This window comes from Streptomyces sp. NPDC086554 (assembly GCF_040686095.1).
GTDB lineage: Bacteria > Actinomycetota > Actinomycetes > Streptomycetales > Streptomycetaceae > Streptomyces.
In genome coordinates, this window is the sequence record NZ_JBFBJK010000014.1 from 158,754 (window position 1) to 184,481 (window position 25,728).

Consider the following 25,728-nt stretch of genomic DNA (forward strand, 5'->3'; position numbering starts at 1 on the left):
TCGGCGGAGCCGGTGATCAGCACCTGCGGGGTACGCAAAGGGCGGCGCACCCAACGGCGCGCCGCCCCTCTGATCCATGTCCGGGAGGGCTAACCCTCCACGCCCAGCTTCTCCAGGATCAGTTCCTTGACGCGGGCCGCGTCGGCCTGACCCCGGGTTGCCTTCATGACCGCGCCAACCAGCGCACCCGCCGCAGCGACCTTGCCGCTGCGGATCTTGTCCGCGACCGCGGGGTTACCGGCGATCGCTTCCTCCACGGCAGTGGACAACGCGCCCTCGTCCGAGACGACCTTCAGGCCACGCTTCTCGACGACCTCGTCCGGCGTGCCCTCGCCGCCGAGGACGCCCTCGAAGACCTGGCGCGCCAGCTTGTCGTTCAGGTCGCCCTTGGCGACGAGCTCGGCGACCCGGGCGACCTGCGCGGGCGTGACCGGCAGCTCCTCCAGGCTCTTGCCCGACTCATTGGCGTTACGGGCCAGTTCGCCCATCCACCACTTCCGCGCGGCGGCCGCGTCGGCGCCCGCCTCGATCGTGGCGACGATGGGGTCGACCGCTCCCGCGTTGAGCATCGACTGCATGTCGTGCTCGCTGACGCCCCACTCCTCGCGGAGCCGGTTGCGGCGCACACGCGGCATCTCAGGAAGACCGGCACGCAGCTCCTCGACCCACTCACGGGCGGGAGCCACCGGCACCAGGTCGGGCTCCGGGAAGTACCGGTAGTCCTCGGCGTTGTCCTTGATGCGGCCGGACGTCGTGGAGCCGTCGTCCTCGTGGAAGTGACGGGTCTCCTGGACGATCGTGCCGCCGCCGTTCAGGACGGCCGCGTGCCGCTGGATCTCGAAGCGGGCCGCGCGCTCCACGGAGCGAAGGGAGTTGACGTTCTTCGTCTCCGAGCGTGTGCCGAACTCCTCGCGCCCGTGCGGCCGCAGCGACAGGTTCACGTCGCAGCGCATCTGGCCCTTGTCCATGCGGGCCTCGGAGACGTCGAGCGCCTTGATGACCTCGCGCAGCTCGGCGACGTACGCCTTGGCGACCTCGGGAGCACGCTCGCCCGCACCCTCGATCGGCTTGGTGACGATCTCGATGAGCGGGATGCCCGCGCGGTTGTAGTCCAGGAGGGAGTGCGATGCGCCGTGGATACGGCCCGTCGCGCCACCGACGTGCGTGGACTTGCCGGTGTCCTCCTCCATGTGGGCGCGCTCGATCTCCACACGGAAGATCTCGCCGTCCTCCAGCTGGACGTCCAGATAGCCGTTGAAGGCGATCGGCTCGTCGTACTGAGAGGTCTGGAAGTTCTTCGGCATGTCCGGATAGAAGTAGTTCTTCCGGGCGAAGCGGCACCACTCGGCGATCTCGCAGTTCAGCGCGAGGCCGATCTTGATGGCGGACTCGACGCCGATCTCGTTGACCACCGGCAGCGCGCCGGGCAGGCCGAGACAGGTCGGGCAGGTCTGGCTGTTGGCGTCCTGCTTGAGCTCGGTGGAGCAGCCGCAGAACATCTTGGTCTTGGTGCCGAGCTCGACATGGACCTCCAGGCCCATGACGGGGTCGTACGTCGCGAGGGCTTCCTCGTACGCCACCAGGTCAGTCGTGACAGTCACGGTGAAACTTTCCCTCTCAGCCCAGCAGGACGTCGTCGTCGCCCAGGCGCTTGAGCTCCCGGTAGAGGATCGCCAGGCCGGTAGCGATGGCGGCGGCGGACACGGCGGCGTCGATCAGACGCAGGGTGTCGTGGTCGTTGCGGGCCATCTTCGCCTGCTTCGCGACACTGATCGCGCCGAAGGCGGTGCTGGCCAGCGAGACATAGACGCCGGTCTTGGACTTCTTGAAGTTCTTGGCCTTCTTTGCCATGGCACTCACAGCGACGGAGCCTCCTCAAGCAGCGGGTGGCCCCACTTTTCCACGAAGGCGGCCTCTACGGCAGCGCCCACCTTGTACAGGCGGTCGTCCTTCATGGCGGGGGCGATGATCTGCAGCCCGACGGGCAGGCCGTCCTCCGGCGCAAGGCCGCAGGGCAGTGACATGGCGGCGTTGCCCGCCATGTTCGACGGGATGGTGCACACGTCCGCGAGGTACATCGCCATCGGGTCGTCGGCGCGCTCGCCGATCGGGAAGGCGGTGGTGGGCGTCGCGGGCGACACGATGACATCCACCTGCTCGAAGGCCTTCTCGAAGTCCTTCGTGATCAGCGTGCGGACCTTCTGGGCGCTTCCGTAGTACGCGTCGTAGTAGCCGGAGCTCAGGGCGTACGTGCCCAGGATGATGCGGCGCTTGACCTCGTCGCCGAAGCCGGCCTCGCGGGTCAGCGCGGTGACGTCCTCGGCGGACTTCGTGCCGTCGTCGCCGACGCGCAGGCCGTAGCGCATGGCGTCGAAGCGGGCCAGGTTGGACGAGCACTCGCTCGGCGCGATCAGGTAGTACGCGGAGAGCGCCAGGTCGAAGGACGGGCAGTCGAGCTCGACGATCTCGGCACCGAGCTCCTTGAGCAGCGCCACGGACTCCTGGAAGCGCTGGACGACACCGGCCTGGTAGCCCTCGCCCGCGAACTGCTTCACGACACCTACGCGCATGCCCTGTACGGAGCCGTTGCGGGCCGCGTCGACGACCTGCGGGACCGGGGCGTCGATGGACGTCGAGTCGAGCGGGTCGTGCCCGGCGATGGCCTCGTGCAGGAGCGCGGCGTCCAGGACCGTGCGGGCGCAGGGGCCGCCCTGGTCGAGGGAGGAGGAGAACGCGACCATGCCGTAGCGGGAGACGCCGCCGTAGGTGGGCTTGACGCCGACCGTGCCGGTGACGGCCGCGGGCTGGCGGATGGAGCCGCCGGTGTCCGTGCCGATGGCGAGGGGGGCCTCGTAGGCGGCGAGGGCGGCGGAGGAGCCGCCGCCAGAGCCGCCGGGGATGCGGGTGAGGTCCCACGGGTTGCCGGTGGGCCCGTACGCGCTGTTCTCCGTGCTCGACCCCATGGCGAACTCGTCCATGTTGGTCTTGCCGAGGATGACGACGTCGGCTTCCTTCAGCCTGCGCGTCAGGGTCGCGTCGTACGGCGGGATCCAGCCCTCGAGGATCTTGGAACCCACGGTGGTGGGGATGCCCTCGGTGGTGAAGATGTCCTTGAGCGCGAGCGGTACGCCGGCCAGCGGGCCGAGCTTCTCGCCCTTGGCGCGCTTCTCGTCGACGGCGCGGGCCTGCGCGAGAGCGCCTTCCCTGTCCACGTGCAGGAAGGCGTGCACCTTCTCGTCGACGGCCTCGATACGCGCCAGATGGGCCTCGGTGACCTCGACGGCCGTGAGCTCGCCGGAGGCGATCTTCGACGCGATCTCGGCGGCGGTGAGCTTGATGATGTTGCTGTCCGTCATGGTGATTAGTCCTCCCCCAGGATCTGCGGCACCTTGAAACGCTGCTGCTCCTGGGCCGGGGCGCCAGAGAGCGCCTGCTCGGGGGTGAGCGACGGACGGACCTCGTCCGCGCGCATGACGTTCGTCAGCGGCAGCGGGTGCGAGGTCGGCGGTACGTCTTGGTCGGCGACCTCCGAGACGCGGGCGACCGCGCCGATGATGTCGTCGAGCTGTCCGGCGAAGTGGTCGAGCTCCTCGGCCTTCAGCTCCAGACGTGCAAGGCGGGCGAGGTGGGCGACCTCCTCGCGCGTGATGCCAGGCATGCGGCGATCCTCAGGGGTGAGTGTGCGGTTTGTGGCCCAATCCTATGGGGCCACACCCCATGCCCGTGAAACGGATTCCCTGCCGGTCCCCATGCGGAGGGCTTGGGCGGTCCTCTTCACCCCCGGCGGCGGGGTCGTCTCCGCCGCTCCGCGGCGCCTTCCCCGCCCTCCCCCAAGCTCTTAAGGAGCCGGGGGACCCCCTTCCCGATTACCCGGCAGCCTCGTGGTGCCCCCATCGGGCCGCCCGGATCACGCCGCGGGTCACTTCGCGGCGTCCGCGCCACATCCACGCCAGCCCGCGCCGACCACCCCAGGGACTACTTCGCGATGTCCGCGCCGGCCTCCGCCGCCGCCTGTTCCTCCGCCGCCTGTTCCTCCGCCGCGATGTCGACGGGGCGGCGCCAGCCGCGGGGGCCGCGGGCCTGCAGCCATGCCGTCGTCTCGCCCGCCGGCATCGCCGCGGCCACCAGCCAGCCCTGTACGGCGTCGCAGCCCAGGTCCCGCAGGCGCTCCCACGTCTCGTCGTCCTCGACGCCCTCGGCGACCACGAGGAGGCCGAGGGAGTGGGCGAGGTCGACCGTGCAGCGGACGATCTCCGCGTCCTCGTTGTCCACGGCCAGGCGGGCCACGAACGAGCGGTCGATCTTGAGCTCGCTCACCGGGAGCCGCCGCAGGTGCACAAGGGACGAGTACCCCGTACCGAAGTCGTCGAGGGACATCTTCACGCCGTGGCCTGTCAGGCCCGCCAGGGTGTCGGCGGCACGCTGGGGGTCCTCCAGGAGCACGTGCTCCGTTATCTCCAGCTGCAGCGCCCCCGCGGGGACCCCGTGCCGGGCCAGGCGCGCGGCGACCGCGCCCGCGAAACCGGGCGTGTGGACGTCGCGCGGCGACACATTGACCGCGACCGGCACCTTCAGGCCCATCGCCTGCCACTTCGCGACCTGCCCGAGCGCCGTCTCCAGGACGTACTCCGTCAGGTGCGGCATGAGCCCCGACGACTCGGCGATGGCGATGAACTCGTCCGGTGGCACCTTCCCGCGCTCCGGGTGCACCCAGCGCACCAGCGCTTCCAGGCCCGCGACCTTGCCGTCGAAGCGGACCTTGGGCTGGTAGTGCAGTTCGACGTCGCCCGCGTCGAGCGCCCGGCGCAGATCGCCCAACAGGCCGAGGCGGTCAGGCGTGTTGGAGTCCCGCTTCGACTCGTACACCTCCACGCCCGTGCGGTCGCGCTTGGCCTGGTACATCGCGACGTCCGCGCGCCGCAGGAGCCCCTCCGCGTCGAGCGCGTGGTCGGGGAAGACGGCGAGGCCCGCGCTGGCCTCCAGGACCAGGGTCAGGCCGTCCAGATCGAGCGGTGAGCCGAGCGCCGCGACCAGGTTGCGGGCCACGCGGGTGGCCGACGTCGTGGAGTCGGCCACCGGGAGCAGTACGGCGAACTCGTCACCGCCGAGCCGCGCGGCCTCCGCACCACGCGGCAGGGCGAGCCGGAGACGGTCGGCGATCTGCAACAGCAGCCGGTCGCCCGCGAGATGACCGAGGGTGTCGTTCACCGAACGGAAGCGGTCCATGTCGATCAGCATCAGGGCGGACCGCGCCCCGATCCGCTCGGCATCGTCCAGAGCCGTCCAGGTGCGCTCCAACAGCCACTGCCGGTTGGGCAGTCCGGTGAGCGGGTCGCGCAGCTGCTCCTCGGCCCTGGCGCGGGCGATCCACAGCGTCGAGTCGAGCGCGACAAGGGGGATCGCGAAGAGCGGCAGGAGCAGCGGCGTCGAGGCGGCGACCACGCAGATCAACGGGGCGATGCCGAGCAGCGCGACACCGACAAGGCCCTGGCGGACCAGGGCGGTGCGGGTGACCGTCGGCAGCGCGCCGGTGCTCGGCGCGTGGACGTACCACAACAGGACGCGGGTGACCGCGAGATAGGCGACGGCGGCCAGCGCGACCTCGGGCGCCGAGTACACGTCCCAGGTCTCGGGCAGCCAGGGCGACTCCGCCGTAGGCACCGTGCCGAACGCGGCCATGGCGAGGGCGCCCGCGCCGATGCCGAGGATGTCGACCGCGCCGTGCAGAATGCCCTGGCGCCAGCGGTGGCGGCGCGCGACACCGACCAGGACGACGACGGTGAGGCTGACCATCCCGGCGGGCAGCCAGCCGTAAAGCAGCAGGACGGCGACGGTGAGCGCGCCGCCCGAGCCGGTGCCGCCCCACCAGCGGTCGCGGCCGAGCGCGACGAGGTGGCCGACGATGAGGCCCGTGAGGACGGCGAGGGACCAGCCGACGGTGCCGGAAGGGAACAGCGCGTGGTGCCCGGTGAACGCGTGGAAGAAGCCGGCGCCGAGCACCACGGCGGCCGTCGTCACCACGGCGACCGGAAGCACCGGCCGGCGGTCGCCCGAAGTGCGGTCCGTGCCCTGCTCGTCGGCGCTCCGCCACGACTGCGGGCGCCGGCCGCCGCGCCCGTCCTGTCCTGCGTCCTGGCCCACCGTGTCCCTGGCGGACTCGCCCGCGTTGACCCGACCGGCGGATCCGACCTCCTGGGTGGTGCAACCGGCGACCGTGCTCCACGCCCGTTCGCGTCGCTCGACCGTGGTGTCCGGCGCGGCGGCGCGGCCGCTCTCCGCCTCACGCGGCGTCCGGCGTCTGCTCAACCACGCACCCGGCCCGCGCCGCAGGCGCGCGCGCAGCCGGGAGTCCGGGGCGGCGCTCTCGGTCGGTTCCATTCCCGTCCCTCTCACAGCCGGCGGTGCACACGCCACGTGGACTTGGTCCAGCGGTCAGCCGCGTCTGAATGTCACGGCAGGCGCACACCTCAACAGTAGGCCGCAGAAGGCTTCCACGGGCAGCGGTCCACAACGGTTGCCCGAATGCGACCCGGCCACCCGTATGCATCTGGTATGCGCTGAACGGGTGGCCTTCAACCGCTACTCCTCGGTCGGAAGCGCGACTTCCTTCGCCGCGTCCGGTCCCTGTTCCAGCAAGACGGCGAAGCCTTCCTCGTTGAGAACCGGAACCTTCAGTTGCATGGCCTTGTCGTACTTGGATCCCGGGTTGTCGCCCACGACGACGAATGCCGTCTTCTTCGAAACGGAACCGGCCACCTTCGCACCGAGGGTCTGCAGCGCATCTTTTGCGCCATCCCTTGTGTGGTGCTCAAGCGTTCCGGTGACGACGACCGTGAGACCTTCCAGCGGGCGCGGTCCTTCGTCCTCTCCCCCGCCCTCTTCCTCCATACGGACCCCGGCCGCCCGCCACTTGCGCAGGATCTCCCGGTGCCACTCCTCCTCGAACCATTGCTTGAGGGAGGCCGCGATGGTCGGCCCGACCCCCTCGACGGCGGCCAGCTCCTCCTCCGTGGCCTGCTCGATCCGGTCGATGGACCGGAACTCGCGGGCCAGCGCCTCCGCCGCGACCGGTCCGACGTGGCGGATCGAGAGGCCCGTGATGATGCGGGCCAGGGGGCGCTCCTTGGCCGCCGCGATGTTCTCCAGCATCGACACGGCGTTCTTCTTCGCCTCGCCCTGCTGATTGGCGAAGACCGTGGCGACCTTCTCCTCGCCGGTCTTCGGGTCGCGCTTGGGCAGGCCGCTGTCCTGGTCGAGTACGTACGCCTTGATGGGCAGGAGCCGCTCGATGGTGAGGTCGAAGAGGTCGCCCTCGTCGATGATCGGCGGCTCGGACGGCTCGAGGGGCTTGGTGAGGGCGGCCGCCGCCACGTATCCGAAGTTCTCGATGTCCAGGCACTTGCGTCCCGCCAGGTAGAACAGGCGCTCGCGCAACTGGGCGGGGCAGGACCGGGCGTTGGGGCAGCGGAGGTCGATGTCGCCCTCCTTCATGGGCCGCAGCGGCGTCCCGCACTCGGGGCACTCGGCGGGCATCGCGAACTCCCGCTCCGTGCCGTCGCGCAGGTCGACGACGGGGCCGAGGATCTCCGGGATGACGTCGCCCGCCTTGCGCAGGACGACCGTGTCCCCGATGAAGACGCCCTTCTTCTTCACCACGTCCTGGTTGTGCAGCGTCGCGAACTCGACCTCGGATCCGGCGACGGTGACCGGCTCCACCTGGGCGTACGGAGTGACGCGGCCGGTGCGGCCGACGCCCACGCGGATGTTGACCAGCTTGGTGTTGACCTCCTCCGGCGCGTACTTCCAGGCGATCGCCCAGCGCGGGGCGCGCGAGGTCGAGCCGAGGCGGCCCTGGAGCGGGATCTCGTCGAGCTTCACGACGACGCCGTCGATCTCGTGCTCCACGGAGTGACGGTTCTCGCCGAAGTACGCGATGAACTCCCGTACACCGTCGAGCCCTTGGACCACCTTGTTGTGCTGCGCGGTGGGCAGGCCCCACTCGTGGAGCAGCTCATAGGCGTGGCTCAGGCAGTCGATGTCGAAGCCCTCGCGGGCGCCGATGCCGTGCACCACCATGTGCAGGGGGCGCGTGGCGGTGACTCTGGGGTCCTTCTGGCGCAGTGAACCGGCCGCCGCGTTGCGCGGGTTGGCGAAGGGCTTGTCGCCTGCCTCCACCAGACGGGCGTTGAGCTCCTCGAACTTCTCCATGGGGAAGAAGACCTCGCCGCGGATCTCGACGAGGGCCGGGATGCGGTCGCCCTTGAGGCGGTCGGGGATGTCCGCGATCGTGCGGACGTTCGGCGTGATGTCCTCGCCGACCCGGCCGTCGCCGCGGGTCGCCGCGCGGGTGAGCTTCCCGTCCTCGTACGTGAGGTTCACCGCGAGGCCGTCGATCTTCAGCTCGCACAGGAAGTGGTGATCGCTCGTGCCGACGTCCTTGGCGACGCGCTCGGCCCAGGCGGCGAGCTCCTCGTCGTCGAAGGCGTTGTCCAGGGAGAGCATGCGCTCGCGGTGCTCGACCGAGGTGAAGTCGGTCTCGTACGCCCCGGAGACCTTCTGGGTGGGCGAATCGGGCGTACGAAGCTCCGTGTACTGCTCTTCCAGGGCCTCGAGCGAGCGAAGGAGCTTGTCGAACTCGGCGTCGCTGACGACCGGTTGGTCGTTCACGTAGTACCGGAAGCGGTGCTCCTCGATCTGTTCGGCCAGCTGGGCATGCTGATCCCGTGCCTCGGCGGGCACAGAGCCTTGCTGTTCGACAGCCACCGTTTCGTCCTCCCGTTACGTCATACCCAATTACTCAGGGTTGTCCGCGAGTGATCTCGCCGCCCGGACACAATGGGCGAGCGCCGCGCGTGCGTACGCGGGAGAAGCCCCCGCGAGGCCGCACGACGGAGTGACCACGACCGACTCCGCGAGAGAACCCGGATTCAGCCCCAGCCTGCGCCACAGCGTCCTGACACCCATGACGCTACCGGCCGGGTCTGACAATGTGCCGTCCACGCCCGGCACGACACCGGCGAAGAGCTTCGTGCCGGCCTCGACGGCCTCCCCGATCGCCTCGTCGTCACGCTCGGTGAGCAGCGAGAAGTCGAACGAGATCGCGTCGGCGCCCGCACGCCGCAGGAGAGCGAACGGCACGTCGGGCGCGCAGGAATGCACGACGGCGGGCCCCCCGTCGACGCCCAGGACGCCGAGGACGTCCCGCAGGGTGCTCTCGACGAGCTGCCGGTCCACGGCGCGGTGGGTGCGGTACTCGCTCGCGGTCTTGATCTGCCCGCGCAGTACGGCGATGAGCGAGGGCTCGTCGAGCTGGAGCACCACCTGGGCGCCCGGGATGCGCCGGCGTACGTCCGCGAGATGGGCGCGCAGGCCCTCCGCGAGCGATCCGGCCAGGTCGCGGCAGGCGCCGGGATCGGAGAGCGCGGCCTCGCCGTTCTTCAGCTCCAGGGCGGCGGCCAGGGTCCACGGCCCCACGGCCTGCACCTTGACCGGCCCCTCGTACCCCTGGGTGAACTCCTCGAGCGCGTCGAGGTCCTCGCCGAGCCACGCCCTGGCCCGCCGGGTGTCGCGGCCAGGGCGGTCGCCGATGCGCCAGCCGCTGGGCTCCACGCGCGCGTAGAGGTCGACGAGCAGCCCGGCGGTCCGCCCGATCATGTCGGCGCCGGGCCCCCGCGCGGGCAGTTCCGGCAGGTACGGAAACGTCTCGAAGCTGCCGGTGACGGTCTTTGCGGCCTCGCGCGCGTCGCCGCCGGGCATGGACCCGACGCCGGTGGCCGGGCCGAAGCTGAACTCGCTCACCGTCCGGGCCGCACCGTCAGGTCGTTGATCTCCGCGTCACGCGGCAGGTCGAGTGCGGTCAGGATCGTGGTGGCCACCGACTCCGGGTCGACGAAACGGGAGGGGTCGTACTCCTTGCCCTCCTGCTGGTGGACCTTGGCCTGCATGGGGCTCGCCGTGCGGCCCGGGTAGACGGAGGTGACGCGGACGCCGTTGCCGTGCTCCTCGGCGCGCAGGGCGTCGGCGAGGGCCTTGAGGCCGTGCTTGGAGGCGGCGTACGCGGACCAGTCGGCGTGCGCGTTCAGGCCCGCCCCCGAGTTCACGAAGACGACGTGCCCCTGGGCGAGACGGAGCTGCGGCAGGAAGTGGCGGGTCAGCTCGGCGGGGGCGATGAGGTTCACGTTGAGCTGGTGGCGCCAGGACTTGGGGGTGAGATCGCCGACCCGGCCCAGGTCGACCACGCCCGCGATGTGCAGCAGGGAGTCCACCCGGTCGGGCAGGGCCTGGTGGCCGAACGCCCAGGAGAGCCTGTCCGGGTCGGAGAGGTCGCCCACGAGCGTGGCCGCTCCGGGGAACTGTGCCGCCAGGTCCTTGGCGCGCCCGGCGTTCCGTGCGTGCAGGACGAGGTCGTCGCCGCGTGCGTGGAGGCGGCGCGCGACGGCCGCGCCGATGCCGGAGCCCGCCCCGGTGATCACATGTGTAGCCATGGGCCCATCGTCCCACCCCGGCGGAGGCGGCTCAGCGCGTGCCCACCGACTCCTCCAGGTAGGCGATGGCGCCCACCGGCTCCTCGGCGAAGAAGACCAGATCAGTCAGCGGCACCGGCAGGAACCCCTCGTCCTCCATGCGCCGGAACTGCTCCTTCAACCCGTCGTAGAAACCGGCCGAGTTGAGCAGGACCACCGGCTTGTCGGTCCTGCCGTGCTTCTTCAGTTCCAGGATCTCGGTGGCCTCGTCGAGCGTGCCCGTGCCGCCGACCATGATCACGACCGCGTCGGCCTTCTCCAGGAGCAGCGCCTTGCGCTCGGCGAGGTCCTTGGCGATCAACATTTCGTCGGCGTTCGTACGGGCCTTGGCCGCGAGGAAGTCGACCGATACGCCGACGAGGCGGCCGCCGGCCTCCTGCACGCCGTCGGCGACGACCTTCATCAGGCCGCTCTCGGAACCGCCCCACACCAGCGTGTGGCCGCCCTTGCCGAGCAGTTCGGCGAAGTCGCGTGCGGGTCCGGTGTAGCGCTCGGGGAGGTCGGCCGCGGAGAGGAAGACACAGATGTTCATGGCTTCACGGTACGGTCCGAACCTCGGCCCCGAGAAGGAGACCACTGTGACCGCAGGACACGAGATCACCGTCGAACAGGGCTCGGAGCACATACGGGTGGTGCGCGACGGCCAGGTCGTGGCGGAGAGCCGGCGCCCCCTGCTGCTGCGCGAGACGGGCTACCCGGTGCGCTATTACCTTCCTCCGCAGGACGTCCGCACGGATCTGCTGACGCCTTCGGAGACCACCACCTACTGCCCGTTCAAGGGGACGGCCTCCTACTGGTCGCTCCCCGGGGCCGATGACCTGGTCTGGGGATACCCCGAGCCGAAGGAGGCGGTGGCCCAGATCAAGGGCCACTTCTGCTTCTACGAAGTAGAAGTCGAAGCAGCGGAGTGAAAGCGGGGCGGCAAGGCCCCGCTAAACCACCGCCGCCGCCCGCTCCGTAGCCGCGATCGTCGCCGACCCCACCACGCGCGTGCCGTCGTAGAGCACGACCGCCTGGCCGGGGGCCACGCCGCGTACGGGCTCGTCGAAGGAGACGTGCAGGGTGCCGTCGACGAGCTCGGCGGTCACCTCCGTCTCGCCGCCGTGGGCCCGCAGCTGCGCGGTGTACGTGCCGGGGCCCGAGGGGGCCACGCCGCACCAGCGGGGCTTGATGGCCGTCAGGGCCGTCACGTCCAGGGCGTCGACCGGGCCGACCGTCACCGTGTTGTTCACGGGCGAGATGTCCAGGACGTAGCGGGGCTTGCCGTCGGGGGCGGGGGTGCCGATGCGCAGGCCCTTGCGCTGGCCGATCGTGTAGCCGTACGCACCCTCGTGGGTACCCAGCTTGTTGCCTTCGGCGTCCACGATGTCGCCCTCCGCCTTGCCCAGGCGATCCGCGAGGAAGCCCTGGGTGTCGCCGTCCGCGATGAAGCAGATGTCGTGGCTGTCGGGCTTCTTGGCGACGGCGAGGCCGCGCTCCTCGGCCTCCGCCCGGATCTCCTCCTTGGTGGTGACCGTGTCACCGAGGGGGAACATCGCGTGGGCGAGCTGGCGGTCGTCCAGGACACCGAGGACGTAGCTCTGGTCCTTGGCCATGTCGGAGGCCCGGTGCAGTTCGCGGGCGCCGTCCGGGTTCACGATCACCTTCGCGTAGTGACCCGTGACGACCGCGTCGAAGCCGAGAGCGAGCGCCTTGTCCAGGAGCGCGGCGAACTTGATCTTCTCGTTGCAGCGCAGGCACGGGTTGGGGGTGCGCCCCGCCTCGTACTCGGCGATGAAGTCGTCGACCACGTCCTCGCGGAACCGCTCGGCGAGGTCCCAGACGTAGAACGGGATCCCGATGACGTCGGCGGCGCGGCGGGCGTCACGCGAGTCCTCGATGGTGCAGCAGCCACGCGCGCCTGTGCGGAACGACTGCGGATTCGCCGAGAGCGCCAGGTGCACTCCGGTCACGTCGTGCCCCGCTTCGGCGGCCCGGGCGGCGGCGACGGCGGAGTCCACGCCGCCGGACATGGCGGCGAGTACGCGAAGGGGGCGGGGGCGCTGCGGGGTCTGGGTCTCAGTCATAGCTCTAACAGGGTACGGGGCCGTGGGAACCAGGCGCCCGTGAGTAAGCGTTGACGATCACATGGGGGAAGAAAAGGACACGGCAGCGGAGCGCGGGCGCCGGGGCGTCAACCGGCGGACGCTGCTGATCGGCGGCGCGGTGGCGGCCGTCGGCGCGGGCGCGCTCGCCTCGGACGAGCTCGGTCGGCTGTGGTGGCGGCTGCCCGGCGTGGTCAAGAAGCGCAAGGAGGGCGAGGTCGACGCCAAGGGCGCGCAGTGGGTCGCCGCGTCCGACTACAACTGGCGTCGCGCGGACCGCCCCGACGACTACGAGATCGACATGGTCGTCATCCACGTGGTCCAGGGCGGTTACGCGACGGCGCTGCGGGTGTTCAAGGACCCGGCCCACGGAGCGGCCGCGCACTACGTGGTGCGCAAGGACGGGCATGTCGCCCAGATGATCCGCGAGCTGGACGTGGCGTTCCATGCCGGGAACAAGGGCTACAACGAACGGAGCATCGGCATCGAGCACGAGGGCTTCGTCGACAAGAAGGCCTCGTTCACGGACGCCATGTACGCGTCGTCGGCTCGGCTCACGGCGGGAATCTGCAAGCGGTACGACATCCCTGTCGACCGGGAGCACATCATCGGGCACGTGGAGGTGCCGGGCACCGACCACACCGATCCCGGTCCGCACTGGGACTGGGACCGGTACATACGGCTCGTCCGGGACGCCCGCACCGCCCTCGCCTGACCGGCCTCAGGGCAGGTCCCGACCCGCGTCACCGAAGGTGCACGGGCAGCGACTCCACGCCGTAAACGATGGACAGCTTGCGGAACGCGAGGTCGTCGGGGGCGACGGCGAGGCGCATCTCCGGGAAGCGCCGCACCAGGGCCGGGTAGGCGGCGCGCAGCTCCATGCGGGCCAGTTCGGCGCCGATGCAGCGGTGGATGCCGTACCCGAAGGCGAGATGCCCCGAGGCCTTGCGGTCCGGGTCGAAGCCGCCGCCGTCCGCGGTGTACTTGGCGTCGCGGTTGCCGCCGCTGAGGGAGCACAGGACGAGGTCGCCCTTGGGGATGCGCACCCCGGCTATCTCGATGTCCTCGCGGGCGAACCGCGGGAAGGCCACCTGCACGACGGTCAGGTAGCGCAGCGCCTCCTCCACGAAGGGGGAGGCCGCCGCGTCGTCGTCACGCAGCCGTGCGGCGGCGTCGGGGTGCTGAAGCAGGAGCAGCGAGCCGAGGGCCAGCATGCTCGCGGTGGTCTCGAAGCCGCCGGTCAGGATGCCGTCGGCGAGGCCGGCGAGCTCCTCGTCGTCGACCGTGTCGCCGTGCTCCTTGACGATCATGCCGAGGAGTCCGTCACCCGGGTTCTCGCGCTGCTTCTTGACGACGTCCCTGAAGTAGGACAGCGAGGCGGATATGGCGCCGAACGGCGCGGTCGCCCCGGCGAAGAGGTCGAAGCGCTCCATGGCCAGCTGCTGGAAGTCGTGGCGGTCCTCATAGGGCACGCCGAGCAGTTCGCAGATCGTGAGCGAGGGGATCGGCAGCGCGAAGGACTCCACGAGGTCGACGGGTCCTTCGGATGCGGCCATCGCGTCGAGCCGCTCCTCGACGATGGCGTCGATCCGGGGCGTCAGACGCCGCAGCCTGCGCATCGTGAACTCGGGCGTGAGGATGCGCCGCAGATGCGTGTGGACCGGAGGGTCGCTGAAGCCGAGGCCGCCGGGGTTCTGCTCCTCGGAGACGCCCGCGTTGCCCGCGAGGTTCGTGAAGTCGTTGCTGAAGCCGTCGGTCTCGCCGAGTACGGCCTTGACCTCGTCGTAGCCCGTGACGACCCAGGCGTCCATGCCGAACGGCAGCGGCACCTGGTAGATCGGCTGCTCCGCCTGCTTGGCGGTGAGACCGGCCACCGGGTCGAGCCCGTCGCGGCGCATCGGCGCGAGCAGCGGCTCGGGGAGCCGCGCGATCGTCGATGAGCTGATCCCGTTCCGCTGGATCCGGGAGAGGTAGATGCGCCCGAGCCGCGCGGCGATGCGAGAGCGGAGGTTCGCCTTCAATGTGAACTCCATGAGGGGGTCGTCGTGCAGCCCCGAACGCGCGGAGCGGACTCGCGAGCGGCAAGCATAGATCGGTGGAATGTCTACGTCGTATCGCGCTCCGACGGTCGGCCACTTCCATATCCACCCAGAACGCCATCAACTCGGGCCGGATTCCTGGGCGGTTCCAAGGATGTGACCTATCCGGCTCCCGGCCGGTCCTGATCGGACCGGATCGGCGCGGAACCACACGGTTCGGCTCAATTCGGCCGGATACAGCCCCGTTCGGCCGGAGCGGATGAGACCGATCGAGACGGATCGGGGCGGCCTAGCTCAGCCCCGCCGTCCGCGCCCGTTCCACCGCAGGGCCGATCGCCCGCGCCACCGCGTCGACGTCGGCCTTCGTGGACGTGTGCCCCAGGGAGAAACGGAGCGTGCCGCGGGCCAGGTCGGGGTCGGTGCCGGTGGCGAGCAGGACGTGGCTCGGCTGGGCCACGCCGGCCGTGCACGCGGAGCCGGTGGAGCACTCGATGCCCTGGGCGTCGAGCAGCAGAAGCAGGGAGTCGCCCTCGCAACCGGCGAAGGTGAAGTGCGCGTTGGCGGGCAGCCGGTCGACCGGGTCGCCCCCGAGGATCGCCTCCGGAACCGCCGCGCGCACCGCGGCGACCAGTTCGTCGCGCAGGGCGCCGATCTCGCGGGCGAACCACTCGCGCTGCGCGGCGGCATGCTGCCCCGCCACGGCGAACGCGGCGATCGCGGGCACGTCCAGCGTCCCGGAGCGCACATGCCGCTCCTGCCCGCCGCCGTGCAGCACGGGGACAGGGCTGTACTCGCGGCCGAGGAGCAGCGCGCCGATGCCGTACGGACCGCCGATCTTGTGGCCGGACACGGTCATCGCGGCGAGCCCGGACGCCCCGAAGTCGACGGGCACCTGCCCGAAGGCCTGCACCGCGTCGGCATGCAACGGAATGCCGAACTCCGCTGCCACGTCGGCCAGTTCACGGATCGGCTGGATCGTCCCGATCTCGTTGTTGGCCCACATGACGGTGGCGAGCGCGACATCGGCGGGGTCGCGCTCGATCGCCTCGCGCAGGGCTTCGGGGTGCACGCGCCCGTACCGGTCGACGGGGAGGTACTCGACGGTGGCGCCCTCGTGTTCGCCGAGCCAGTGCACGGCGTCCAGGACGGCGTGATGCTCGACGGGGCTCGCGAGCACACGGGTGCGCGCAGGTTCGGCGTCGCGCCGGGACCAATAGAGGCCCTTCACGGCGAGGTTGTCCGCCTCGGTGCCGCCCGCGGTGAAGACGGTCTCGCTGGGGCGCGCGCCGAGCGACTCGGCGAGCGTCTCGCGGGCCTCCTCGACGGTGCGTCGCGCCCGGCGCCCAGCGGCGTGCAATGAGGAGGCGTTGCCGGTGACGGCGAGCTGGGCGGTCATCGCCGCGATCGCCTCCGGAAGCATCGGAGTGGTCGCTGCGTGGTCGAGGTAGGCCATGGTGCGCACGATTCTACGAGCCATGGCACCGCCCGCGTCCAAGCGGTGTCAGCCGGCGAGACCCCACGACACGGTGTTGTCCATGGACATGAGCGCGGCGAGGACGACGAGATCGGCCACGCCGAGCCCGAGGCCGAGCACGGCACGCCCCTTACGGCTGGTGCCGCGCAGCAGCGCGAGGCCGGCGAGGACTATCGCGACGGGGCCGAGGAAGAGATTCAGGACGAGCAGCCCGAGCAGGCCGAGCACGAACGAGGCGACGGCCATCGAGTCGGCCTCGCGCCGGGCGGGCGGGTTGGTGGTGACGGTGAGTTCCATGGTGCGACTCCTTGCAGGTGTCGTACGGATCAGTGGTGGCCCGGCTGACCGCGGCGCTCACGGATCGCGAAGATCAGGAGCCAGACGCCGATGACGGCCGCGGCGACGAGGGTGACGGGGAGCGGCGCGTGCGCCACGGAACCCATGGCGACGCCGAGCAGCAGGAGGGCGGCGACGAGGAAAAGCATGGGATGCCTCTCGCGTGAGGTGCTTCGGTGAACTCGTGTGAGGTGTTCGGTGAACGTTTGTGGTTACAAGTGTTCACTGACTGAGGAGTCTACTACCGCACCGGCTTCCCAATCTCAGAGAACAGTTGTTAACTGCATGGCATGAGTCACACTCTCGGCATCCGGCAGGCCCAGAAGCAGAAGACCCGGCAGGCGCTCCTCGACGCGGCGCTCCAGCTGCTCGAGGAGCAGAGCCTGAGCAGCCTGGGCCTGCGCGAGGTCACCCGTGCCGTGGGCGTGGCGCCCACCGCCTTCTACCGGCACTTCCGCGACATGGACGATCTGGGCGTGGCCCTGGTCGAGGAGGCGCTCGGCAGCCTGCACACGACACTGGCAGCCCTGCTCTCCGCGACCGGTGACGGCGAGGAACGCATCGCGGCCGCGGTCGAGTTGATCGTCACCTATGTGCGCACGCACCCCGCCCACGTCCGCTTCATCTCCCGCGAGCTGCACGGCGGCGTACAGGCGGTGCGGTCCGCCATCGGCGATCAACTCGCCCTGTTCGCGCAGGAGGTGAAGGACCAGTTCGCCCAGGAGCCGGAGGCGGCGGGCTGGGACGAGGACGACCTCCTGATGCTGGCCGGTATGTACGTCGACCACATGGTGATGACCGCGTCCGCACTCCTGGAAGCGGCACCCGACGCCCAGGAGCGGGTCGCGGACCGGGCCCGCCGCCAGTTGCGCCTGGTGTCCCTCGGACGCCACCACTGGCTGGACGACTAGCCTTACGCCCATGACGACCGACCGTGACTGGACGCTCGACCACAGCTTCGCCGGGCCGACCGGCACCGTCCGCTGGACCGCCGTCGGCCCCGAGGACGCGCCACCGGTCGTCCTGGTCCACGGCACCCCCTTCTCGTCGTACGTCTGGCGCGGTGTCGCCCGCGCCCTCTCCCGCGAACACCGCGTGTACGCCTGGGACTTGCCGGGCTACGGCACCTCGGAGATGGCCGCGGGGCAGGACGTGTCCCTGGCCGCGCAGGCCCGCGTCCTGACCGGACTCCTGGCCCACTGGGGCCTGGAGCGGCCCGCCGTCGTGGCGCATGACTTCGGGGGCTGCGTGGCCCTGCGCGCGCACCTCCTGCACGGCGCCCGCTACGACCGCCTCGCCGTCGTCGACCCGGTGGCGCTCGCCCCCTGGGGCTCCCCCACCTACCGCCTGCTCGGCGCGCACGCCGACGTCTTCGCCCAGCTGCCGCCCGCCCTTCACGAGGCGCTGGTACGGGAGTACGTCGCATCGGCGAGCCACCGCGGGCTGCACCCGGCGGTGCTCGACCGGCTCGTAGAACCCTGGTGCACGGACGAGGGCAGGCCCGCCTTCTACCGGCAGATCGAGCAGAACGACCAGCGGTACACGGACGAAATCCAGGGCCGGTACGGGGAGTTGGCACTGCCCGTCCTCATCTGCTGGGGCACCGACGACACTTGGATCCCTGTCCGGCGCGGCCATGAGCTGGCCAAGCTGATCCCCGGCGCCGAGCTGCGCCTGATCGAGGGCGCGGGACATCTCGTACAGGAGGACGCACCCGCCGAACTCACCGGCGAGCTGAGCCGTTTCCTGCGTCCGGAACGTCTCAGTACAGCTCCGTGACGGCCGCGGCGGCCCGTGCCAGCTCAGCGCGGGCCTCGGGCGGCGAGAGGACTTCCACTCCGGCGGCGAACGGAAGCAGCGTACAGACCTCGCCCAGGACTCCGTACCCGAGACGGACGGTGATCCACTCGCTCTCCCCGTCGTCCTCGGGGTGTGCGGCGACCCGATGGCCGTTGAGGCGCAGGAACAGCGCGAAGCGGTCCCGTGACACCCGCGCCGTCACCTCCACGCCCACCGGACGGTCCTCGACCTGACGCTTCAACACGCCCCAGATGTCGGCCAGTTCGACGCCAGGGCGGCGCTTGACGGGCGCGTCCGTGCGGGTCGCCGACTGCACACGGTCGGCGCGGAACAGCTGCGGGGCGCCGCGCCGGTCCGCGACCAGATACCAGACGCCCGCCTTCGACACGAGGCCGTAGGGGTCCACGGTGTAGGTGCTCGGCTCCGTGTCGCCGCTGTGCCGGTAGCGAAGGCGCAGCCGCCGGTCGGCGAAGACGGCGTCCTGCAGCACGTCCAGGTCGACGGCGGCCGGACCTGACCCGCGGACCCCCGGCATCCAGCGCGCCGAGTCGACGAGAATCCGACGGCTCGTCAACTCGGCGGCGGGACGGTGTGGTTCAGGCAGCGCGGCCATGACCTTGCGCAGCGCGGAGCCGAGCGCCGCGTCGAGTCCGAGCGCGGCGTGCGCGCCCTGCGCGGCAAGGATGAACAGGGCCCGCGACTCGTCCTGCGTCAGCCCCGTGACGTCCGTACGGAAGCCGGGAAGCAGCGCGATGCCGCCGTGCCTGCCGCGCTCGGCGTACACCGGGACGCCGGACGAGGACAGGGCCTCGATGTCGCGGTAGATGGTGCGTACGGAGACTTCGAGGCGGTCGGCGAGTTCATGCGCGGGGACCTGGCCGCGGGTCTGGAGCAGCAGCAGGATCGAGAGGAGCCGGTCGGATTTCACGTCGCCAAGGATGACGGAAAAAGCTGACGGCGGGTGTCAGGTTTTGCGGTGAGAGTGTCCTTCGACGCAACCGGTCGACGAAAGAAGACAGCCATGAACGCCTCTCCCGACCCCCGCCCCTTCTTCGACCGCGCCACCGGCCAGCTGGCGGCGCTGATCGCCACCGTGCGCCCCGAGCAGCTCGAAGCCGCCACGCCCTGCGACGAGTACGACGTACGCAGGCTCCTCTCGCACATCGTCGGCGGCACCCGGCGCTTCCAGGTCGTCGGCGAGGGCGGCGACGGTCTCGCCATGCCGTCGTTCGCCGACGACGTAATGGACGACGCCTGGAGCGCGGCCTACGAGAAGGTCAGGCCGGCCACGCTGGACGCTTGGGCGGACGACGCGCGCCTGGACGCGCCGGTGCGGGTGCCGTGGGGCGATGTCCCAGGGCGGGCCGCGCTCTCCGGGGCCGTGATGGAGGCCGTGACCCACACCTGGGATCTGTCCGAGGCGCTCGGTTGGCCGCTCGAACTCGACCAGGAACTGGCCCGGTTCGCGCTCGGCGTCGCGCACCAGGCGCTGCCGACGGATCGACGCGGCGAGGGTGTGCCGTTCGGTGAGGTGCGGAATGCCCCGGAAGGGGCGGACACCTATGGGGAGTTGGCGGCTTGGCTCGGGCGGGCGCCGCTGGCGGGGACGGCGGGCTGAGCCGGTCGGGGCCAGACACAGACGATCCGGACACGGGCCGATCCAGAAGGCCGGGGACGGCCCTGTCCGTGCTCCCCAAATCCTGCTTATGATTCAGGTGTGTTCGATTCCCGGCACATCAGGTCCTTCCACGAAGTGGTGCGCACCGGCTCCTACTCGGCCGCCGCCCGCTCGCTCGGCTATACGCAGCCGGCGATCACCCAGCAGATGAAGGCGCTGGAACGGTCCGTCGGCACGGTCCTTTTCACCCGGGTCGGCCGGCGCATGCGGCTGACCGAGGCGGGCGAGGCGCTGTCCCGGCACGCGGGGATCATCCTCGGCAACATCAGCGCCGCCGAGCAGCAGATGAACGCGATCACGGGCCTGCGCACCGGGCGGGTGCGCGTCTGCGCCTTCCCCAGCGCCACCGCGACCCTCATCCCCGAGGCGCTCGCCCGGCTCGCGGCAGGACATCCCGGCGTACGCGTCGAACTCCAGGAGAACGAACCGCCCGAATCGCTCCAGCGACTCGTGAACGGCGACTGCGACATCACGCTGGCCTTCCACTACCCCGGACTGCACGAGTCCGTACCGGCGGAGGTGGTGGAAATCCCGCTCATGGAGGACCAGTTGACGGTCCTCCTGCCGTCCCGGCACCCGCTCGCGCGGCGCCGTTCGGTGAAGCTCGCCGATCTCGCCGGGGAACGCTGGATCGCGGGCTGTCTGCGCTGTCGCGCCAACTTCCTGCACGAGTGCGCCGAGCAGGGCTTCGCGCCGGACATAGCGTTCACCACGGACGACAACCTCGTCATCCAGAGCCTGGTCGCCGAGGGGCTCGGCATCGCGATGATGCCGGGCCTGGTCCTCAACTTCCTTCGGCACCACGATGTGACGGGACGCGCGCTCGATCCGGCTTCCCGGCGGCAGGTGTCGGCGTACGCACTCCGGGAGCATCTGCGGATCCCGGCGACGGCGCTGGTCCTTGACGAACTGAAGGCGGTGGCGGCGAACAGGGTGGGGTGCTGAGGGCACGGCAGTGCTCGCAAGTGACGATCTATAAGCAGAAGTTGGGGTACCGCTTAACAACTGTCGTTGGACGTGATGGATGGGCGGCAGGACGCTGCCCGTATGAGTACCCCCACCACCGCGTACCGAGCCGACCGCACCACCGAACGCCTCGACGCCCTCGTCGCCGGCATCCGCGAAGCCGTCGGCCGCGGGTTACCGCCGGACCTGACGGCGCACCTGGTCGGCGAGTGTCTCGCCCCGCACATCACCGCCGCCGACCTGCTCACGGACGGGCAGCGCGAGGGCGACCCCGAGCGCTACCGGCAGCATCTGCTGCACGCCGAGCACGACGGCAGCTTCTCCGTGGTCGGCCTCGTCTGGCTGCCTGGGCAGCACACGCCCATCCACGACCACGTCTCCTGGTGCGTGACCGGCGTCCACGAGGGCGCGGAGCACGAGCGGCGCTACCGCCTGGTCCCGGCGGCCGCGCCCGGCGGCGCGGCGCGGCTCGTCGCCACGGAGGACCTGGTCAACCTGCGGGGCACGGTCTGTGGATTCGCGCCGCCCGGCGACATCCACCGGGTGTGGAACGGCGGTACCCAGACGGCGATCTCCCTCCATGTGTACGGCGCCGACATCTCCCGCCTCGGCACCAGCGTGCGCCGGGTGTACGAGCTGCCGGCCGACCGCTGATGGCGCTGCTTGGGCAGCGTCCGCGCGGGGCCGTTGCCGCACCCGCGTCCCGCCCGCTGCCGGGCCTCGGCCTGGCCGTACTCGGGGTCGCGGCGGCGTGGCTGACACACGCACTGATCCCTGCCGTCCCGATGCTGACGGCCGCGGTGGTGTTCGGCCTGACTGCGGCGCATGTGCCGGGTGTGCGCGGTGTCGTACGCGGCAGGGGCAAGGCCGGACTGTCTCTGGCCGGGAAGCGGCTGATGCGGATCGGCATCGTACTCCTCGGCCTGAAGCTGAGCCTGGACGACGTGCTCGGCCTCGGCTGGGCGACGGTGGCGATGGTGTTCGGGGTGGTGGCGGCGACGTTCTTCGGGACGTGGTGGCTTGGGCGCCGGCTGGGACTGCCCGGGGACCAGCCGCTGCTGATCGCCACGGGGTACTCGATCTGCGGGGCGTCCGCGATCGGCGCGGTGAGCGAGGTGAGCGAGAGCGAGGAGCGGGACGCGGCGGTTTCGGTGGCGCTTGTCACGCTGTGCGGGACGCTGGCGATAGCGGTACTCCCGCTGCTGCAGGGGGTGTTGGGGCTCAGCGACCCGGAGTTCGGGCGTTGGGCGGGGGCGAGTGTGCACGACGTGGGGCAGGTCGTGGCGACCGCGCAGACCGCCGGGGCGGGGGCGCTGGGGGACGCGGTTCTGGTGAAGCTGATGCGGGTGGCGATGCTGGCTCCGCTGGTGGCGGCGGTGGCACTTTCCCTGCGGGCCCGCGCCTCCGCCACCACGCGCGAGGCGGCGAAGCGGCCCCCGTTGCTGCCGCTGTTCGTGGCGGGGTTCCTGGTGATGGTGGCGGTACGGAGCACCGGCTGGGTACCGGCCTCCGCACTCGACGCGGCGGGGCACGCCCAGGAACTCCTCCTGGCGGCGGCCTTGTTCGGCCTCGGATCGGCGGTGGACCTGCCATCGCTCACCCGAACGGGCGGTCGGGTGGCGGCACTTGGGCTGTGCGCGTGGGTGGTGGTGGCGGGGGTGTCTTACGTGGGAGTGATGGCGACGGCCTAGTGAGCCGGCTTGAGTTGGCAGCTCGCCTCGTGTGCCGCTTCTCGTTTCAGATCTTGGTGGTCTGTCGCGGGAAGCGGCTGGGGTGCGGTGTGCTGTAGTCATGGGCGATCCCAGGCTGGAGCCGCTGGCGGTGTCCGGTGACGAGCGGGTGGTGTCGGCGAACCGGGCCAAGCGCCGGACGACCGCGCAGGGCTTGGCCAAGCGGGCTTCTGTGACTTCCTCGACCTGATCGACCACCGCCTTGGAGAGGTGGATCGACACCTGGAACCGGACATGACCGCGTGCCCCAGAGCCGTCGTCACCACGTACTCGGCCGCGAACATCGCGGCTCGTACGAGGCGGAAGGCGGGCCCGGAATTCATGGGAAGCATCGCGCCAGGCGGCAGTGCGGCGGCAGGCGGCGAGTCCCCGAGATGCCCGAAATACCCGGATAGAGCGCCGTGACTGAATATCGCCTGCTGTAACGGAAATCTCTTGACGCGACGCATATGCAACGAGAACGATCCCGACCATCGGTCGACATTGTCGAACGACGTTCGTCAATGCGCCACTCGACGTTGGGAGTTCCTATGCATTTGCGCCTCGCCGTACGGTCCATGGTGATCGCCGCGGCCACCCTCGCCCTCGGAGTCGTGGGACTGGCCGCCCCCGTGTCCGCTTCCGCCTCCGCACCGGCCTCGATCCTGGACACACCGCCCAGAGGCGCCAACGACTGGTCGTGCAAGCCGGACTCGGCGCATCCGCAGCCGGTTGTCCTGGTCAACGGCACGTTCAAGTTGATGGCGGAGAACTGGGCCAAGCTCTCGCCGAAGCTGAAGGAGGCGGGCCACTGCGTCTTCGCCTTCAACTACGGAAAGCTGGCGACCGCTCCGGTCCCGCAGTCCGCCGAGGAGCTCAAGGACTTCGTCGAGGCCGTGCGCGGCGCCACGGGAGCGGCGAAGGTCGACCTCGTGGGCCACAGCCAGGGCGGCATGATGGCCCGCTACTACGTGAAGTTCCTCGACGGGGCGGACAAGGTCGACGACCTGATCGGCATCGCGCCGTCCAACCACGGCACGACTCACCCCCTGACCAAGCCGCTCGGCGTCCTCTGCCCGGCCTGTACCGACCAGATGGCGGGCTCAGAGCTGTTGGCGAAGCTGAACATGGGGACCGAGACCCCGGCCGGTCCCGACTACACGGTCATCACCACGCGGTACGACGAGGTCGTGGTCCCCTACACGAGCGCCCTGCTGAGCGGCCCGAAGGAGTACGTCACCAACGTCGTCCTGCAGGACCGCTGCCCCCTGGACCCGTTCATGCACGACCAGGCGACGAAGGACCCGGTCGTCGCCCAGTGGGTGCTCGACGCGCTGAGCCACAAGGGCCCGGCCGACGCCGAGTTCCGGCCCAGATGCATCGGCCGCCGGTGAAGTAACTGGTAGGGCCTGGCCTGTCCGGCGCCGACCCGACGGAGCCGCAGCGACGCCGCTCAGGCCAGGCGGACCCGGGCCAGCTGGCGGGACTGGGCCACCAGGCGATCGGCGGAGTCCCAGATCTCCGCATCCTCCTCCAGGAAGCCCCCGGCCAGGTTGCGCGTGGTGATGGAGACACGGAGGGGCCCCGGCGCCGGCCGGCAGCGGATGTGGACGGTGAGCTCGACCGTCGGGACCCAGCCGGAGAGGCCCAGCTCGAAGGCCGTCGGCGGCAACGCGTCCACCGTAAGCAACAGCGACAGCGGATCCGCGTCGCGCCCGTCCGCGAGGCCGAACCAGCCCCGCATCTCCCCCTTGCCGGAGGGCTGCCCGAGGGCCCACCCCAGGGTCGCGGGATCCAGCTTCAGGAAGAGCCGGTCGGCGATCGCCGAACTACCCGGCACCGGCCGGTGATCCGGCGCGTCCTGCGCCCCGAAGCACTGCTCCAGCGGCGGAATCACCGGCGGCTTCGCCGACGTACGGACGTCGTCCGGCAGCCCCGCCAGATCTCCGTAGGAGGCAAGCACGCGGATCCGCTCCACCTCGCGCCCCTCCTCGTCGTACTGGAAGAGCGAGGCCTGCCCGGTCGACAGCGTCCGCCCGCCGCGCACCACATCCGTGCGGATCACCGCGGGACCGGGGTGGGACGCGGTCAGATAGTGGGCCGAGACCGTGAAGGGATCGGCGTGCGGCAGCGCGTCGGCGAGCGCGCGGCCGATGACCGCGAGGAGATAGCCGCCGTTGACGGCGCTGATGATCGTCCACCCCGCGGAGAGCTCGATGTCGTAGACGCCGGGCTCCCGCCGGGTGACCGCGGTGTCGCGGTCGAACTCGCTGTCGCCGATGCTCGCGGGCACCGCTGCCTGTATGGATGCTGCCTCTGCCATGGCAGCAACGTACAACATGAAATTACTGAGCGGTAGCTTTTCTGGAGCGGGCCTCGCTCACGACCCGTCCTCCACCGCCGCCGAACGCCGGTGCCAGGCCCGCGGCGCACGCCAGTGGTAGCGCATCGCGAGCAGCCGCAGCACGAACGCCGTGACCACGGCGAGGCTGCTGGTGAAGGCGTTCACCATGTCGTAGTTGATGCAGAGCGCGACCATCGCGGAGCCGACGATCGCGGGCACGGCGTACAGATCGCGGTCCCAACGCACCAGCGACGGAACCTCGTTGGCGATGATGTCGCGCAGTACGCCGCCGCCCACCGCGGTGGCCAGGCCCAGGGTCGCCGACGCGGTGAGGCCGAGGCCGTATTCGTACGCCTTGGTCGTGCCGGTGACGCAGAAGAGGCCGAGCCCCGCCGCGTCGAAGACGTTCACCGCGACCTGGGTGCGCTCCACCTCGGGGTGCAGGAAGAACACCAGGGCGGCGGCGAACAGCGGGGTGATGAAGTACCCGAGGTCGGTGAAGGCGGCGGGCGGCACCGCGCCGATGACCAGGTCACGGACGAGCCCGCCGCCCAGGGCGGTGACCTCGGCGAGCACGGCGATGCCGAAGACGTCGAAGTTCTTGCGTACGGCGAGCAGGGCGCCGGAGATCGCGAAGACGAAGATCCCGACGATGTCGAGCGCGTGCTGGACGGAGGGGCTGAACAGATCCTGAATCACGCGACATTCTTACCTGCCGCGGCCGGACATGCCGGACGGCAGGACACGGGATGCGTCCTGCCGTCCGGCATGTCGT

27 protein-coding genes are annotated in these 25,728 nt (G+C 70.6%); 10 read left to right on the top strand and 17 right to left on the bottom strand.

Translation table 11 applies throughout. From position 1 onward, the window contains the following. Positions 1 to 89 precede the first annotated feature (89 nt). The 9 genes from gatB to AB0O76_RS24095 all read right to left on the bottom strand — a co-directional run bounded on the left by gatB (position 90) and on the right by AB0O76_RS24095 (position 11,055). The gene (gene gatB / locus AB0O76_RS24055) at positions 90 to 1,601 is read right to left on the bottom strand and encodes an Asp-tRNA(Asn)/Glu-tRNA(Gln) amidotransferase subunit GatB (RefSeq protein ID WP_365494827.1); all 1,512 of its coding nucleotides are present in this window, start codon (positions 1,599 to 1,601) and stop codon (positions 90 to 92) included. 16 nt (positions 1,602 to 1,617) lie between these two features. Further along, complete coding sequence (locus tag AB0O76_RS24060; protein ID WP_329581557.1) at positions 1,618 to 1,851, bottom strand: hypothetical protein; 234 nt, start codon at positions 1,849 to 1,851, stop codon at positions 1,618 to 1,620. A 5-nt stretch (positions 1,852 to 1,856) separates the two neighbouring features. Beyond that, a complete protein-coding gene (gene gatA, locus AB0O76_RS24065; RefSeq protein ID WP_365495031.1) occupies positions 1,857 to 3,362 on the bottom strand; it encodes an Asp-tRNA(Asn)/Glu-tRNA(Gln) amidotransferase subunit GatA in 1,506 nt (501 codons plus the stop codon). Next, positions 3,362 to 3,658, bottom strand: a complete 297-nt coding sequence (gene gatC / locus AB0O76_RS24070) for an Asp-tRNA(Asn)/Glu-tRNA(Gln) amidotransferase subunit GatC (RefSeq protein WP_010984178.1) — start codon at positions 3,656 to 3,658, stop codon at positions 3,362 to 3,364. Before gatC ends, gatA begins: the two co-directional genes overlap by 1 nt. Positions 3,659 to 3,975: 317 nt before the next feature. Then, the gene (locus AB0O76_RS24075) at positions 3,976 to 6,378 is read right to left on the bottom strand and encodes a bifunctional diguanylate cyclase/phosphodiesterase (protein WP_365494830.1); all 2,403 of its coding nucleotides are present in this window, start codon (positions 6,376 to 6,378) and stop codon (positions 3,976 to 3,978) included. Positions 6,379 to 6,579: 201 nt separating this feature from the next. Next, positions 6,580 to 8,763, bottom strand: coding sequence for an NAD-dependent DNA ligase LigA (gene ligA, locus AB0O76_RS24080; RefSeq protein ID WP_365494833.1), 2,184 nt, complete (start codon positions 8,761 to 8,763; stop codon positions 6,580 to 6,582). Positions 8,764 to 8,793: 30 nt separating this feature from the next. After that, entirely contained in the window at positions 8,794 to 9,798 is a 1,005-nt protein-coding gene (locus AB0O76_RS24085) for a methionine synthase (protein WP_365494837.1), read from the bottom strand. Then, complete coding sequence (locus AB0O76_RS24090) at positions 9,795 to 10,484, bottom strand: SDR family oxidoreductase (RefSeq protein ID WP_365494839.1); 690 nt, start codon at positions 10,482 to 10,484, stop codon at positions 9,795 to 9,797. The genes AB0O76_RS24085 and AB0O76_RS24090 overlap by 4 nt, the downstream gene beginning before the upstream one ends. Positions 10,485 to 10,515: 31 nt before the next feature. Beyond that, positions 10,516 to 11,055, bottom strand: coding sequence for a TIGR00730 family Rossman fold protein (locus AB0O76_RS24095; RefSeq protein WP_365494842.1), 540 nt, complete (start codon positions 11,053 to 11,055; stop codon positions 10,516 to 10,518). Between AB0O76_RS24095 and AB0O76_RS24100 the strand changes: the two genes are divergently transcribed. Next, positions 11,054 to 11,434, top strand: coding sequence for a DUF427 domain-containing protein (locus AB0O76_RS24100; protein WP_365494845.1), 381 nt, complete (start codon positions 11,054 to 11,056; stop codon positions 11,432 to 11,434). The genes AB0O76_RS24095 and AB0O76_RS24100 overlap by 2 nt on opposite strands. A gap of 21 nt (positions 11,435 to 11,455) precedes the next feature. On the opposite strand, the gene mnmA is transcribed toward AB0O76_RS24100, so the two are convergent. Further along, complete coding sequence (gene mnmA, locus AB0O76_RS24105; protein WP_365494848.1) at positions 11,456 to 12,589, bottom strand: tRNA 2-thiouridine(34) synthase MnmA; 1,134 nt, start codon at positions 12,587 to 12,589, stop codon at positions 11,456 to 11,458. Between the two features lie 61 nt (positions 12,590 to 12,650). On the opposite strand from mnmA, the gene AB0O76_RS24110 reads away from it, so the two are divergent. After that, complete coding sequence (locus AB0O76_RS24110; protein ID WP_365494851.1) at positions 12,651 to 13,322, top strand: N-acetylmuramoyl-L-alanine amidase; 672 nt, start codon at positions 12,651 to 12,653, stop codon at positions 13,320 to 13,322. Between the two features lie 28 nt (positions 13,323 to 13,350). Here AB0O76_RS24110 and AB0O76_RS24115 read toward each other — a convergent pair whose 3' ends face one another. The 4 genes from AB0O76_RS24115 to AB0O76_RS24130 form a co-directional block, all read right to left on the bottom strand. Next, the gene (locus AB0O76_RS24115) at positions 13,351 to 14,640 is read right to left on the bottom strand and encodes a cytochrome P450 (protein WP_365494854.1); all 1,290 of its coding nucleotides are present in this window, start codon (positions 14,638 to 14,640) and stop codon (positions 13,351 to 13,353) included. Between the two features lie 295 nt (positions 14,641 to 14,935). Then, entirely contained in the window at positions 14,936 to 16,099 is a 1,164-nt protein-coding gene (locus tag AB0O76_RS24120) for a cysteine desulfurase family protein (RefSeq protein ID WP_365495034.1), read from the bottom strand. A gap of 48 nt (positions 16,100 to 16,147) precedes the next feature. Beyond that, on the bottom strand, positions 16,148 to 16,417 hold the full coding sequence (locus AB0O76_RS24125) for a DUF4190 domain-containing protein (protein ID WP_365494857.1): 270 nt from the start codon (positions 16,415 to 16,417) through the stop codon (positions 16,148 to 16,150). 29 nt (positions 16,418 to 16,446) lie between these two features. Then, complete coding sequence (locus tag AB0O76_RS24130) at positions 16,447 to 16,605, bottom strand: hypothetical protein (RefSeq protein WP_365494860.1); 159 nt, start codon at positions 16,603 to 16,605, stop codon at positions 16,447 to 16,449. A gap of 141 nt (positions 16,606 to 16,746) precedes the next feature. Between AB0O76_RS24130 and AB0O76_RS24135 the strand changes: the two genes are divergently transcribed. Both AB0O76_RS24135 and AB0O76_RS24140 read left to right on the top strand, forming a co-directional pair. Beyond that, a complete protein-coding gene (locus AB0O76_RS24135) occupies positions 16,747 to 17,367 on the top strand; it encodes a TetR family transcriptional regulator (RefSeq protein ID WP_365494863.1) in 621 nt (206 codons plus the stop codon). A gap of 10 nt (positions 17,368 to 17,377) precedes the next feature. Next, on the top strand, positions 17,378 to 18,235 hold the full coding sequence (locus AB0O76_RS24140; RefSeq protein ID WP_365494867.1) for an alpha/beta fold hydrolase: 858 nt from the start codon (positions 17,378 to 17,380) through the stop codon (positions 18,233 to 18,235). Here the strand turns inward: AB0O76_RS24140 and AB0O76_RS24145 are convergent. Continuing rightward, positions 18,219 to 19,184, bottom strand: coding sequence for a YafY family protein (locus AB0O76_RS24145; RefSeq protein ID WP_365494870.1), 966 nt, complete (start codon positions 19,182 to 19,184; stop codon positions 18,219 to 18,221). The two genes, AB0O76_RS24140 and AB0O76_RS24145, sit on opposite strands and share 17 nt — an antisense overlap. Positions 19,185 to 19,277: 93 nt before the next feature. Here AB0O76_RS24145 and AB0O76_RS24150 point away from each other — a divergent pair, with 93 nt between their 5' ends. From AB0O76_RS24150 to AB0O76_RS24175, 6 genes are all read left to right on the top strand, one after another. Beyond that, positions 19,278 to 19,874, top strand: a complete 597-nt coding sequence (locus AB0O76_RS24150) for a TIGR03086 family metal-binding protein (RefSeq protein ID WP_365494873.1) — start codon at positions 19,278 to 19,280, stop codon at positions 19,872 to 19,874. 99 nt (positions 19,875 to 19,973) lie between these two features. Next, the gene (locus tag AB0O76_RS24155; protein ID WP_365494876.1) at positions 19,974 to 20,879 is read left to right on the top strand and encodes a LysR family transcriptional regulator; all 906 of its coding nucleotides are present in this window, start codon (positions 19,974 to 19,976) and stop codon (positions 20,877 to 20,879) included. A gap of 102 nt (positions 20,880 to 20,981) precedes the next feature. Further along, a complete protein-coding gene (locus tag AB0O76_RS24160; protein WP_365494879.1) occupies positions 20,982 to 21,554 on the top strand; it encodes a cysteine dioxygenase family protein in 573 nt (190 codons plus the stop codon). After that, positions 21,554 to 22,591, top strand: coding sequence for a putative sulfate exporter family transporter (locus AB0O76_RS24165; protein ID WP_365494882.1), 1,038 nt, complete (start codon positions 21,554 to 21,556; stop codon positions 22,589 to 22,591). The genes AB0O76_RS24160 and AB0O76_RS24165 overlap by 1 nt, the downstream gene beginning before the upstream one ends. 100 nt (positions 22,592 to 22,691) lie before the next feature. Next, entirely contained in the window at positions 22,692 to 22,820 is a 129-nt protein-coding gene (locus AB0O76_RS24170; RefSeq protein WP_365494885.1) for a hypothetical protein, read from the top strand. 340 nt (positions 22,821 to 23,160) lie between these two features. Next, positions 23,161 to 24,003, top strand: coding sequence for an alpha/beta fold hydrolase (locus AB0O76_RS24175; RefSeq protein WP_365494888.1), 843 nt, complete (start codon positions 23,161 to 23,163; stop codon positions 24,001 to 24,003). Positions 24,004 to 24,062: 59 nt separating this feature from the next. Here AB0O76_RS24175 and AB0O76_RS24180 read toward each other — a convergent pair whose 3' ends face one another. Together AB0O76_RS24180 and AB0O76_RS24185 are read right to left on the bottom strand one after the other, a co-directional pair. Further along, the gene (locus AB0O76_RS24180) at positions 24,063 to 24,932 is read right to left on the bottom strand and encodes a thioesterase family protein (RefSeq protein ID WP_365494891.1); all 870 of its coding nucleotides are present in this window, start codon (positions 24,930 to 24,932) and stop codon (positions 24,063 to 24,065) included. Between the two features lie 57 nt (positions 24,933 to 24,989). Next, positions 24,990 to 25,652 (bottom strand): trimeric intracellular cation channel family protein, encoded by a 663-nt coding sequence (locus tag AB0O76_RS24185; RefSeq protein ID WP_365494893.1) that lies wholly within the window; start codon positions 25,650 to 25,652, stop codon positions 24,990 to 24,992. Positions 25,653 to 25,728: the final 76 nt, after the last annotated feature.